Annotated in this window: 14 protein-coding genes; 4 read left to right on the top strand and 10 right to left on the bottom strand. The window is 39.7% G+C overall.

Annotated elements, in window-relative coordinates; genetic code table 11:
* Nucleotides 1-85: 85 nt before the first annotated feature.
* Complete coding sequence (gene pth / locus ABMQ40_RS10480) at nucleotides 86-649, top strand: aminoacyl-tRNA hydrolase (RefSeq protein ID WP_370899310.1); 564 nt, start codon at nucleotides 86-88, stop codon at nucleotides 647-649.
* Nucleotides 650-741: 92 nt separating this feature from the next.
* On the opposite strand, the gene ABMQ40_RS10485 is transcribed toward pth, so the two are convergent.
* The 6 genes from ABMQ40_RS10485 to ABMQ40_RS10510 all read right to left on the bottom strand — a co-directional run bounded on the left by ABMQ40_RS10485 (nucleotide 742) and on the right by ABMQ40_RS10510 (nucleotide 6,025).
* A complete protein-coding gene (locus ABMQ40_RS10485; protein WP_370899312.1) occupies nucleotides 742-2,334 on the bottom strand; it encodes a SulP family inorganic anion transporter in 1,593 nt (530 codons plus the stop codon).
* A gap of 132 nt (nucleotides 2,335-2,466) precedes the next feature.
* Nucleotides 2,467-2,766: a hypothetical protein gene (locus ABMQ40_RS10490; RefSeq protein ID WP_370899314.1), complete on the bottom strand. Its 300-nt coding sequence runs from the start codon at nucleotides 2,764-2,766 to the stop codon at nucleotides 2,467-2,469.
* A gap of 24 nt (nucleotides 2,767-2,790) precedes the next feature.
* Nucleotides 2,791-3,456, bottom strand: a complete 666-nt coding sequence (locus ABMQ40_RS10495; RefSeq protein WP_370899316.1) for a carbonic anhydrase — start codon at nucleotides 3,454-3,456, stop codon at nucleotides 2,791-2,793.
* A gap of 260 nt (nucleotides 3,457-3,716) precedes the next feature.
* On the bottom strand, nucleotides 3,717-4,274 hold the full coding sequence (locus tag ABMQ40_RS10500) for a serine acetyltransferase (RefSeq protein ID WP_370899318.1): 558 nt from the start codon (nucleotides 4,272-4,274) through the stop codon (nucleotides 3,717-3,719).
* Nucleotides 4,275-4,319: 45 nt separating this feature from the next.
* The gene (locus ABMQ40_RS10505; RefSeq protein WP_370899320.1) at nucleotides 4,320-5,468 is read right to left on the bottom strand and encodes a glycosyltransferase; all 1,149 of its coding nucleotides are present in this window, start codon (nucleotides 5,466-5,468) and stop codon (nucleotides 4,320-4,322) included.
* Nucleotides 5,468-6,025 (bottom strand): acyltransferase, encoded by a 558-nt coding sequence (locus ABMQ40_RS10510; protein ID WP_370899322.1) that lies wholly within the window; start codon nucleotides 6,023-6,025, stop codon nucleotides 5,468-5,470. Before ABMQ40_RS10510 ends, ABMQ40_RS10505 begins: the two co-directional genes overlap by 1 nt.
* Before the next feature lie 64 nt (nucleotides 6,026-6,089).
* Between ABMQ40_RS10510 and ABMQ40_RS10515 the strand changes: the two genes are divergently transcribed.
* The gene (locus ABMQ40_RS10515) at nucleotides 6,090-6,320 is read left to right on the top strand and encodes an acyl carrier protein (RefSeq protein ID WP_370899324.1); all 231 of its coding nucleotides are present in this window, start codon (nucleotides 6,090-6,092) and stop codon (nucleotides 6,318-6,320) included.
* Here the strand turns inward: ABMQ40_RS10515 and ABMQ40_RS10520 are convergent.
* The 4 genes from ABMQ40_RS10520 to ABMQ40_RS10535 are packed head-to-tail and all read right to left on the bottom strand — an operon-like array spanning nucleotide 6,317 to nucleotide 10,445.
* Nucleotides 6,317-6,943, bottom strand: a complete 627-nt coding sequence (locus ABMQ40_RS10520; protein ID WP_370899326.1) for a GNAT family N-acetyltransferase — start codon at nucleotides 6,941-6,943, stop codon at nucleotides 6,317-6,319. The genes ABMQ40_RS10515 and ABMQ40_RS10520 overlap by 4 nt on opposite strands.
* Nucleotides 6,940-8,382, bottom strand: a complete 1,443-nt coding sequence (locus ABMQ40_RS10525) for an AMP-binding protein (RefSeq protein WP_370899328.1) — start codon at nucleotides 8,380-8,382, stop codon at nucleotides 6,940-6,942. The genes ABMQ40_RS10520 and ABMQ40_RS10525 overlap by 4 nt, the downstream gene beginning before the upstream one ends.
* Nucleotides 8,383-8,432: 50 nt before the next feature.
* On the bottom strand, nucleotides 8,433-9,590 hold the full coding sequence (locus tag ABMQ40_RS10530; protein WP_370899330.1) for a glycosyltransferase: 1,158 nt from the start codon (nucleotides 9,588-9,590) through the stop codon (nucleotides 8,433-8,435).
* Nucleotides 9,591-9,617: 27 nt separating this feature from the next.
* Nucleotides 9,618-10,445, bottom strand: a complete 828-nt coding sequence (locus ABMQ40_RS10535) for a glycosyltransferase family 2 protein (RefSeq protein ID WP_370899332.1) — start codon at nucleotides 10,443-10,445, stop codon at nucleotides 9,618-9,620.
* A 91-nt stretch (nucleotides 10,446-10,536) separates the two neighbouring features.
* Between ABMQ40_RS10535 and ABMQ40_RS10540 the strand changes: the two genes are divergently transcribed.
* Both ABMQ40_RS10540 and ABMQ40_RS10545 read left to right on the top strand, forming a co-directional pair.
* Entirely contained in the window at nucleotides 10,537-11,307 is a 771-nt protein-coding gene (locus ABMQ40_RS10540) for a class I SAM-dependent methyltransferase (RefSeq protein ID WP_370899334.1), read from the top strand.
* 25 nt (nucleotides 11,308-11,332) lie between these two features.
* The gene (locus ABMQ40_RS10545) at nucleotides 11,333-12,352 is read left to right on the top strand and encodes an acyltransferase family protein (RefSeq protein ID WP_370899336.1); all 1,020 of its coding nucleotides are present in this window, start codon (nucleotides 11,333-11,335) and stop codon (nucleotides 12,350-12,352) included.
* Nucleotides 12,353-12,374 lie beyond the last annotated feature (22 nt).

The following is a 12,374-nucleotide window of genomic DNA, read 5'->3' on the forward strand; positions in this document are numbered from 1 at the left end:
AAGATCCCATAAAAGATATCAACTCAATTCTTCGGAATTGAGTTTTTTTGTTTTTATCCCTTAAATTTGCAAAAAAGTTTCTCGGATGAAATATTTGATAGTAGGCCTTGGGAATAAAGGTTCGGAATATGAAAACACAAGGCATAATATAGGCTTTAAAGTGGCGGACAAAATTGCAGAAACTCTTGAAGTGCCTTTTAACACAACGAATTTTGGATGGATGGCAGATGGGAAATACAAAGGAAGAAGAGTACTGATTCTGAAACCTGACACTTATATGAATCTTTCGGGAAATGCGGTAAAATACTGGATGCAGAAAGAAAACATCCCATTGGAAAACGTATTGATCGTTACAGATGACTTGGCTTTGCCTTTCGGAACTTTGAGAATGAAAATGAAAGGATCTGATGCCGGCCATAACGGGCTCAAAAATATCAATGAAGTTTTACAGACCCAGAATTATGCAAGACTGCGTTTTGGAATTTCAGCCGACTTTCCCGAAGGCAGACAGGTAGATTATGTATTAGGGACCTGGAATGAAGAAGAATCTGATAAGCTCCCCGAGAGAATCGAGCAGTTTTCCAGGGCATGTCTGTCATTTGTTTTTGCAGGGATCAACAATACTATGTCTGCTTTTAACGGCAAATAATGATAAAATAAGACCATCGGAAACCGATGGTCTTTTTGATGTACTTTTAAAAATTAATTTCCAATCAATCTATCTAACTTACTAACATATTTTTACATAGCTCTTCTGTGCGTGATCAGAATATGGGAATCCTCATCCCGTTCGTAATCCTTATATGAGGTTTTGAATCCTAATAGCTCTACATTGATATCCTCCTCTTTTGCACGGATATTGGCAAAATCCTGTATCATTTCCAGGACGTCTGTAGCGATATAGGAGGTAGATCTTGCATCAATGACAACGGAAGAATTGGGCTTGATATTTTTCAAAGTCTTTTTTATGGCAGCCTTATTCAGGAACGAAACTTCCTCGGCAAGCTTGATATTGATGCCATCTGCGTCATGCAGCTTTTCCCTGCTCAGATAATAGGCCCGTTTCATATTTCCCTGGAGGATATAAAAAACGGAAATTGCCAGACCGATACCCACTCCTTTTAGCAGGTCGGTTGCAACTATAGCCACTACTGTAGCGATGAAAGGTATAAACTGGAATTTTCCCAGATGCCAGAAATGTTTAAATGTAGCGGGCTTGGCAAGCTTATACCCTACCAGGATCAATACGGCAGCCAGTGTAGCAAGCGGAATTAAGTTTAAGACCATCGGAATGGATAATACGCAAACCAGCAATAGAAAGCCGTGTATCATGGCTGAAAGCTTGGATGTTGCCCCTGCATTGGCATTAGCGGAGCTCCTTACCACAACGGAGGTCATCGGAAGACCACCGATGAATGAGCTGACCAGATTCCCGATTCCCTGTGCCTTAAGCTCCAGGTTCGTATCCGTAATCCTTCTTTGCTTATCCAATCTGTCAGATGCCTCGATACAGAGTAAGGTTTCGATGGAAGCTACAATGGCAATTGTGGCTCCTACAACCCAGACCTTAGGATTGGTAAATCCTGTGATGTCCGGCAGCGTGATTAAATTTTTAAAATCACTGACAGACTGCGGGACAGGTAATGAGACCAGATGCTGGGAACCAATAGCCAACGAGCTTCCTGTCATTTTGAAGATCTCATTTAAAACGATTCCTACCACTACGGCAACCAGAGCCCCGGGAAGCATCTTCATCCTTTTTAAGGCCGGGATTTTGTCCCATGCTAAAAGCAAGCCTATGGAAACTATGGTAATAATCACTGCTCCCGGATGGATGGCTCCGAATAGTTCGCTAAAGTAGTTGAAATTCAATCCATTGTCGAAAATAGATTCATGTCCTTCATAATCTTTATCAAATCCCATGGCATGAGGGATCTGTTTTAGAATGATAATAATACCTATTGCTGCAAGCATTCCTTCGATTACGTTATTTGGAAAATAATTGGAAATGCTTCCTGCTCTTATAAAACCCAGGATCAGCTGGATGATCCCGGCAATAATTCCGGCGCAGAGAAAAACCTCAAAAGCTCCCAGATCTGTAATGGCTGTTAAAACAATTGCCGTTAAACCTGCTGCCGGGCCGGATACCGAAATATTTGAATTACTGATGGATCCGACGACCAAACCACCTACTATACCCGCAATAATTCCGGATAACGGCGGTGCTCCCGATGCTAAGGCAATTCCTAAACATAAAGGAAGTGCTACTAAAAAGACAACGAGTCCTGAAGGGAAATTTTCTTTAATTCCTCCTAATAATGATGTTTTTTTCATAATGTTTTGAAAAATACTACGATATAACTGATTGCTTACTTGGAATAATCAATTATAAAAGATTGGAAATTTAATTTTAATGCACATCTGTCCATCCCTATCCGGTATGGATAAGGTTCAGCTGGATTAAAATTAAAATTCCGGAGGCGGAGAAAATATGGTGAGTAAAGGTGACAGATGAAAGGAATCATCGATCAGGTCGAAAGACTTGTCTTCTAATGAAGGTTCAGAAAACTTCAGATAGTCGAAAACATCCAAAGTTTTTGGAAGAGCCTTTTCGTAAACAATAAAAGATGAGGGATGAGAATGAGGTTCTTCTTCGTTTATTACTACATTGGTAACCTGTAATTTCCAGCCAAAAACCGCAGCAATACCTGGTAAAGCTGTAAAGTTCAGGAAAATCAGTAATGTAATAATACTCCAGAATTTCATTTTCTTCAGTTTTCAGAAAGTTTTTTATTTCTTTCTACTCATTACCCAGTCAGATTCCGTAAGGTTATAGATTTTCTGGATGTCTTTCAAAACTTTTTCGAAATCAATCTCCAAATCAATAATTTTTCCGGTTCTGAGGTCAAATACCCAGCCATGTACAATAGGATACTCTTCAAGAATGTATCTTTCCTGTACACATGCCATTTTGATCACGTTAATGCATTGCTCCTGAACGTTAAGTTCCACAAGCCTGTCATAACGTTTACCTTCATCTTCGATAGCGTCCAGTTCAGCTTGGTGCAAACGGTACACGTCACGGATGTTTCTCAGCCATGGATTCAATAATCCTAGATCCTGAGGCGTCATTGCCGCTTTCACGCCACCGCAGTTGTAGTGCCCACAAACAATAATGTGCTTTACCTTCAGATGTTCTACAGCATACTGGATTACCGCTGTTGAACTCATATCCAGGGTATTTACCACATTGGCGATGTTTCTGTGAACAAAAACTTCTCCCGGTTTGGCTCCCATCAATTCTTCTGCCGTAGCTCTGCTGTCTGAACATCCGATATACAGATAATCCGGATTCTGAGTTTTGGCCAATTCATGGAAAAAATCAGGGTTTTCTGAAACTTTTGACTCTACCCATTTTCTGTTGTTTTCGAAAATAACTTCGTACGATTGTGACATAAAATAAAATTTAATGGTTTGCAATTATTTATTCCGTTTAAATTATTTTCAAATTCAATAGATCAAATCAATAATCATGCAAAAATATAATTTTTGTAGAAAAAGCAATTACTTTTAACAAAGTTTAATATTAAAATATGCTTAAAATCATACTAATTCAATACCCTGAATTTAAAATCAGGATATAAAATTACAAACTATTATTGATAAATTGTTTTTTTGATGATTAATTTATTGAGATGAAAGCATCACAAGGATAATCAGACCTTATTGTTGATATATCCCTCGGTAGCTTTGACATTAGGATAGACCTTTGCAGGGTTTCCCACTACCACGGAATTTTCAGGGACATCAAAATTCACATACGAATTCGGTCCTATCAATACATTATTGCCAATGGTGATCGCCCCTACGATCACGGCATTTGTTCCGATCCATACTTCATCGCCGATCACAGGGCAGCCGGCATTTTTGCCGCGGTTTTGCTGTCCTATCGTAACTCCCTGGGCAATATTGCAGTTTTTGCCGATCCTGGCTTTGGGGTTGATCACAAGGCTGCCCCAGTGTCCCAGGTAAAAGCCTTCTCCGATTTCTGTCTCAGGATAGATCTGAAAACCGTATTTTATCTGATGGCGCCTCAAGACCAGTCTCCAGAATATTCCCGGTAAAGATTTTTTCTTAAATTTCTGGGTCTGCCTTAAAATATAGATAAAATGAAGATTCGGGTTGATACATTTCGCCCAGATCTCAAAAGTTGAAAGCCACTTTCCGCTTTCCCGGTAAAAATCTTTCTGAATAATGGAATATTTCTCTGCCATAAAAACAAATTTAAAGAAATTACAGTTTCAGGGAGATTAATTTAATTATAATTCGTCCAGGATATGGATGATTTTTCGCACAGAATTATCAAGGTTGAAAGGCATTTCGTAATTTTCAAGCCGGTCGGAGTAGCGTTTGAATGTTTCAGGCCGGGAAAGTGCCTGTTTCATTCCGGAATAGATACCTTCTTCCGAATTTTCCACAATCAGGCCCAGCTCTCCATGGTTAAGCATTTCATCCACACCCGAGACCTCGGTGGCGATGATCTTCTTTTTCAGGGTGATCGCTTCAAACAGTACTGTGGGAAAACCCTCATATCTGGAACTTAAGATATAAAAGTCAGCATTTCTGAAATAAGGATAAGGATTATCCGTAAATCCCAGCATTGTAGCGGTGGAGTCAACACCCAGCTCCGTCTTTAATTTTTTGATATTCTCAAAATCATATCCGTCTCCAACGATGAGGATCTTATGGGGGAAGCCCTCTTCCAGAAGCTGTTTGTGGACTTTCAGAAGCCTGTCAAAGCCCTTCTGTGGAAAAACTGTTCCAACGGAAATGAATGTGGGAACGGATCTGTCAAAAGTATAATTTACCACCGGTAGTTCCGCTTTAGTAAGAAACTCTTCCGTGTCCAGAGGGTTGTATATCTTTATGATTTTATGCTTTTCAGATTCGTTTCTGGCCAGGTGGTGGAAAAGCTTTTCTATTTTTTCAGAGATCACCATGATTTTATCAAAGCCAAAAAACTTACGAATTTCTGAATCTGTATAGCCTTTTACCTGTGACAGGTCATTATGGATCCATACGATTTTTTTTGAACTTTTCAGGGGAGAGCCTAAGATCTCATCCCGCATCCCGTGGATGGCAGCAAATTCTATATCGTATTTTTTATGCTTTAATTTTCTCTTATAGAGAAGGTTGGGGAATTTCTTCAGAACTTTCTGATAAATAACTCTTGCCGCTTTTCTCGGGATATCCTGCGGCCGGTTGGTGGTAATCATTTCGCCCTTGTTGAGGTACAATACATTGATCCAACCTGGAACTTCTGATAGATATTTCCCGGAATACAGGTTCAGGAGCAAATCAATTTCATACCGGTCTTCCGGCAGGTTTTTCAGCAAGGTGACCAAGACTTTTTCAGCGCCACCATGACGCAAAGAGCCGATGCGGATAAGGATCTTCTTTTTGGGCACTATCTTGCAGTTTTGAATTTTTCGGGGAGATTCAGCTTCAGCCACCGGTTGAGCTGCTTTCTGTCTTTTTCCAGATCAATAGGATAGTTCACCGTTGTCTTTTTCAGTACATCAGCATAATCTTCGATCTCACAGATATATTTTGCAGGATTTCCGGCATATACCGTATGTTCCGGCATAGATTCGGATAAAACAGAATTGGCACCCAGCACGCAATTATCACCGATTTCCACATCCTGTAATATTACGGAATTGCTGCCGATAGCACAGTTCTTACCTACTTTTATACGCCCGAAATTTCTTACCTCTTCGTAGCCTTCTAATTTTCTTATATTAATGGTTGCCCCCGAATGGGTTACAAAGGTCACTCCGGAGGCGATTCTGGTCCCGTCTCCTATTTCAACTAAAAAAGGTTCGGAGCCGAAGGAAACATGATTTCTTACCACTACATCTTTACCCAATTTCAATCCATTGCTTATGCAGACCCTGAGGTAAACGGAATGTTGAAAATCCTGAATGGTGGTTGAAATTTTATTTAAAATTTTATAAATCATCATAGTGAAGCAAAGTTAGAAATTTATTTTATAAATTTGCTCGTTCTAATATACAACGATAAACACAATGAAGGTCGAACAATTTTGCGAGCTGCTTAAGCAAGAGTTAAATGAAGGAGCTGCTGTAACTCCTGAAACCAATTTTAAGGAACTGGAAAGCTATGGCTCTTTATCTGCCGCTTTGGTGATGCAGCTGGTGGAAAATCAATTTGACGTTAAGCTGAATCCCCGAAGCTTTAGGAATGTGAATACGGTAAATGACCTTGTAGAAGCTATCGGTAAGGATAAGTTTGATTAATTTTTCAGTTCTTTACATAAAATAGTCTTCTGCACACAAGGATAGATTTTGTTTTCAGGAGTATCAATGTCGAAGGTCTTGTATTCCCTGAAACCGAATTTATCGTAATACCTGATGAGGTGCGGACTGCTTTCCAGAACATCCAGATAAAGCTGATCTTCATCCTTTACTTCTGCTGCCAGATGTTTTATTAATTGTTCCGCGATACCTTTACCCCGGAACCGGTCATCCACAAAAAGATATTCAAGGAAATACTTGTTCTCCGAAAAATTCCTGATATCGGGAAGGGCTTTTACGTTTTTAATGAAAGAGCTCAAATGTTCCCTTGTGAGATGAATGGGAAATAATTCACCTTTATTCTGGTAGTAGGCGGAATCGGTATAAATAAGTGCACAGCAGCCTGCAACTTTGCCGTCAAGCTCTGCTACAGTATAGCTGTTCAATGAGAATTCCGTATCAAAATTTTCTTTATCTGAGAAAAACTGCTCCAGATACCTGTAAGTGGTCTGCGGGTCAGTTTCAAACATATTGCTGAAGGTATCGGATGCTCCGGTATTTTCAATAGCCAGGATTCCTTTGATAATAAAAGGGATATCTGCTTCTGTAGCTTTTCTGATGATCATAAAAATGTTTTTTTTAATTCGTTTCTGTCAATTTTTCCGGAGGTGTTCGTCGGGAATTTTTCCAGTTTTATGATTTTTGAGGGGATACAGTATTCAGGTAAATGATTTTTTAGATGTGCGCTAATCATTTCCTCCTGAGCCTTCAGATCATTGATGAAAAGAACCAGGCTGTCGCTACCGTTCTTATCTTTATGGATTACGGCTATGCTTATGGCATTTTCCAGTTTCTGGTTGGCGAAGAATTCAATCTCAGCCAGTTCTACCCTGAAACCGTTTATCTTTGCCTGAAAATCTATTCTGTTTACATAGAAGTAGTCTCCGTCTTCATCTTTTAAGCACCAGTCACCTGTTCTGTAATATGTTTTTCCGTTTTTTTGAATGAAAGCTTCATGGGTTTTTTCTTCATTCTTCCAATAAGACCGGGCTAAGAGCTTCCCGGATAGTAAGAGCTCTCCTTCCCGGGCATTTTCATCCGCAAAACCCATATCGCTGTTTTCCATCGGTTTGCCGATGCTTATAATGCCCCTTTTTTCCTTGATCGGGCTGCCCACCTTATAAAAGGTGCAGAAAATGGTATTTTCGGTAGGCCCGTAAACATTATAAATGGATGCATTAGGAACAAAATCTTTCCAACCTTCAACCTGCTTTACCAATAAGGCTTCCCCGCAGAACAGGTTTAACCTTAAACTTTCGTTTTTGATGGCCGGGTCGAGATAAGGAATGATAAGGTTCAGAATGCTGGGAACCATAAGGGCTACTGTAATCTTGTCCGCCTCAAGGAGATCAAGAATTTGCAGGAATTTGGTTTCTTTTCTATGAAGACCAACAACTGTGGCTCCGTTTAGCCAGGGGATCAGGTAGCTCATTACAGACAAGTCGAAGGTAAGCTCAAACATCTGTAAAACCTGATCTTGCGGGGTCAGCTTTCCAAAAGTGGAATGAAACGATTCCGAGAAATAATAAAGATTTGAAAATTGTATGGGCACCCCTTTGGGATTTCCTGTGCTTCCGGAAGTAAAAAGAATATAGGCATTGTTTTCCAGGGATGACTCCCTGGGCGGAGTACTTTCTGCTGTCAACTCTTTTTGAGTGTCAATAATATCCACCCCGAAATTTTCCCGGGGAGCTACGGAGCTCAGAATGGTATCTATATCAGCCTGCCTGATTACATTTAAATTTTTAGTTAAAGGAAAATCCGGATGGATGGGAACATAGGTTTTTCCTTCAAACCAGACCGCAAGAATGGAAGCATACATATAAGCATCATCCGATAAATAAATTCCTATATTTTGGGAAGCTACATTGTGCAGCTGTTGCCTGATCTGAGAAGACAGGCCAAGGATATCTCCGTAGGAATAGTTCTGATCTTCAATGCTGAGACATGTGTTCGTTCCGTGTTGCGAAAACGACTGGTATAAATTTTCAATAAAATGATTCATTTGTGATGATTTGCGCAATACTTTAAAAAAATATGTTATTGATAGCAGGTCTATTTTTTTAAGACCGTTCCGATAATTTCTTCTACAGCATCAAAAATCTTCTTGTTATCAAAACGATCTTCAATATTTTTTAGATTTTCCTGAATATTTTCAACCAGACTTTTATCAGTTAAAAATTCTTTAATCCCATTGTATAAACCTTCCTGAGAATATTCTGTGAGAAATCCGGTGCTTTTATGGTCTATCATCTCGGGAACCCCTCCAACGCGGGTCGCCACAATCGGTTTCTGAAGGATCAGGGTTTCTGCAATGATCAGGGGCCAGCCTTCACTTTCCGAGGGCATGATGTAAAAATCGGCGTTTTTAACATATGGATAAGGATTTATCTGGGTACCCAGAAGCTTGAAGGATTCCTGAACTCCTAATTCTTCTATGCGTTTTGACAGCAATGTATAATCTTCTCCATCGCCGATGACGATAATATTGTGAGCCAGCCCGTCATCTATAAGCTTTTTGTGAGCCTCTAGGAGCGTCCTGTACCCTTTTCTGAAATGCAGTCTTCCCACAGAAACAAACGTAGGTCCATGGCCAAAATCAGGCACGAAGGCCTCTGATTTTCTCTTTATTTCCTCGATGGGAATGGCATTTAAGACCACTTGCCCTGGTGGAAATTTGATGTCGGGATATTTCTCGTCAAGGACATCTTTGGATTGCTGTGAGCCGTAAATGATATAGTCAAACTGCTGCATGCTTTTAAAAATATCTTCACGGTAAGGATCAAACCCGGGTAAGGTAAGGTCCGAATGGAGCCATGCAATTTTTTTTGAATTTTTATTGGTAGAATTAAGCACCGTCTTATAAACGGCATAGGTAGTGGCTATTTCCACATCATAATGATCATTCAGCAGCCTGTCCGCAATTGTTGGATCTTTTTCAGCTTTTTTGAGCTTTAATTTTCTTTTGGCCAGCTGGATCTTCTGAAGCAGGGGATTCCGGGACAGGTCTTCTTTCCCTTCTGTAAGGTAAACCTTTCGCACATGTCCGGGAAATTCATTACGGAGCTCCCCCTGATTGATATTTAGACAAACCGTCATCTCAAACTTATTCCGGTCAAGATGATTAAGCATGCTTAGTAATACCTTTTCCACACCGCCCATTTCCATAGAGCGATGCCTGAAGAGAACCTTTATTTTTTTTTTATCTGACATCATGAAGGGATTTAGCAAGAGTCATCATTAACCGTTTTGTAAAAAACCGAGTATTTTAGCCTTCAGCCTGTAAGGTAGCCTGGTCTGATAATCGATGAGATTAAAAATTTCATCGGGATTCTGAAGATCTTCGGGAACCTTTTTGCCTTTTATACGGTGGATATTCCTCCTTTTTAAGGCATTGAAAATTACTCTGGCGAATGATGCCTTTGCCTTGCCTTTGGAAGCGAACTGGGAAATTCCCTGTGAATGCTGTCGGTATTTGTACATTCTCACAGGTAAGTATTTGGCGTTTCCGTGTTCGAGCAATTTCAGATAAAGATCCTGATCTACCGCGCTTGACAGAGTGGGATCAATGCCTTCTGTCTTTAAATACGCACTTTTTTTAAAGGTGAAAAAGGCGTTTAGCTGAATGGGGGAGTTGAAAAAATTCTTCTCATTGTAGATTTGCTTGATTTTCCCGAAATCACTCATAAAGTTCATGTTCTCATCGTAAAATGTGAGCTTGGAATATGTGGCGATGTGCCTGCTTTTCTGAAGATATGCCACGGAGTCCTTTAAGGCATTGGGATATATCGCATCATCGGGATCCAGGAAAGCACAGTAAGTTCCCGTGGCATGTTCCATACATTTTCTTTTTGTATAGCCGCAGCCCTGGTTTTTCTGATTGACAAAAAGCCTGAACCGGGAATCTCCCTTGATCAGATCCTGAATAATCTCTACTGAATCATCTGTGGAACCGTCATCTACAATAACTACTTCCCAGTCCTGATATTCCTGGGCGATGATCGAATCATAACAATCTCTGAAATATCGTCCGTTATTATAGTTGGCAATCAGAATGGTGAACTTCATGCAATTTGTGTGTTAATAAATTTAGACAAAGATAATTATTCTGAAAAGATTACAGAAAAATCTTTATTTTTGTCTCATTAAAATTGACACAGTGAGTGAAATATCAAGAGTTCTCAAAACATTTGTAGCTTATCTTAAAAGACCTGATCTTTACCCTGAACTGGGCAGAAAAATAATAAAAAACACGGTTAACAGAAAAAATGCCTTCAAAGGAAAAGAAAAGACGAACTTCTGGGCGGCTTCCAGAGCAATTTCCCAAAAAGAGGCTGTAAACCGGCTCTTCGGTGTTGATATTGATCCTTTTAAAAGAATATATTCTGAAGTTCTTGAAACGGCGGCACAGAAAGAAAGAGAATGTCCTGTAAAAATGGGAGGTCCCGGTGCATTGGAATTAATTTTCTATGCCTGCGAATTTACCAATGCCAGCAATGTTGTGGAAACGGGAGTGGCCTATGGATGGTCTTCCCTGGCAGCCCTTTTGTCTTTAGAAAAAAGGCAGGGGACTTTGTACAGTTCGGATATGCCTTATCTGGCTCAGGATGGAGACCAGTACGTAGGATGCGTCATTCCTGAGAATCTGAAAAAGTTCTGGAAACTGTTCCGCTTTGCAGACAGAGAATCCTTACCTAAAATTTTTGCAGACAATGCGGTTTTTGATGTAGTGCATTATGATTCTGATAAAAGCTATAACGGGAGATTCTGGGCGTATGAAGAGCTTTACAAACATTTGAGGGCAGGAGGCGTTTTCATTAGTGATGATATCGGTGATAATTCTGCGTATCAGGATTTCTGTGAAAAAAACAATATTGAAACCATTGTCGTAGAATTTGAAGGGAAATATGTAGGCGTTTTTGTAAAATAAAAACAATTAGGCGTATTTTTGGCGCGTGAAAATAAGTCAGATTACATTTACGCGCTTCCTTGCGGCCATCGCAATCGTTATATCCCATTTCAACAAAGATTTATTTTTATACAGGATACCATATATTTCCAATATTTTTCTGAAAGCTAATGTGGGAGTGAGCTACTTCTTTATGCTTTCAGGCTTTATAATGATTATAGCTTATCATAAGAAAGAGAGAATAAATTATTCAGAATTTTACAGAAACCGGTTTGCCAGAATCTATCCCTTGTATATAGTGGGGCTGTTGCTGTATCTTATCACAAGGTATGCAGACTTCAGCCTATATAAGCTTATTTTGTATTTGCTGGGCATCCAAAGCTGGATTCCGGGTAAAGCATTGGTTTTAAACTTTCCCGGATGGTCTATTTCTGTGGAATTTCTTTTTTACCTGCTCTTTCCATTGTTGTATAATTATCTTTATTCAAAGCAGAACAGAAGCATTTGGGTGGCTACGGTCCTGATCTGGATCATTACACAGGTGTTTTCAAACCTGTATGTACATTCTTCATTGTATGAAGGACCCCATACGGAAAGCCACGAATTGGGATTCTACTTTCCTCTTATGCACATTAATGAATTTCTGGTGGGAAATCTGGCGGGACTGTTCTTTGTAAAAAAGATAAGAAAAAAGAATTATGATATTCCGGTTGTGGTCTTTTTTCTCGCTGTGTTGCTGTCGCTGATATTCATCCCGCTGAACTTCCATAACGGCTTGATGGCTGTTTTCTTTATTCCGCTGATCTATCTGGTCTCCTGTAACAATGGTTTTCTGACAAAGCTGTTTTCACTGAAGCCTATGGAGTATCTGGGAGAAGTAAGTTATGCCATATATATCACCCATATTCCGGTACTGTATATTTTAAGGAAAATATTGAAGTCAGGAAAATATAATCTCAACAGTGATGAGATCTTTTATCTCTACATTCCTTTTCTGATATTGGTCTCAATACTTTTCTACCAGCTCATAGAAAAGCCTTTGAGGCATTATCTTAAATCGAGGTAAATTTCCAAAGGTAGCGGGCTGG

It is taken from the genome of Chryseobacterium gossypii, from assembly GCF_041361455.1.
In the GTDB taxonomy this organism is placed as follows: domain Bacteria; phylum Bacteroidota; class Bacteroidia; order Flavobacteriales; family Weeksellaceae; genus Chryseobacterium; species Chryseobacterium gossypii.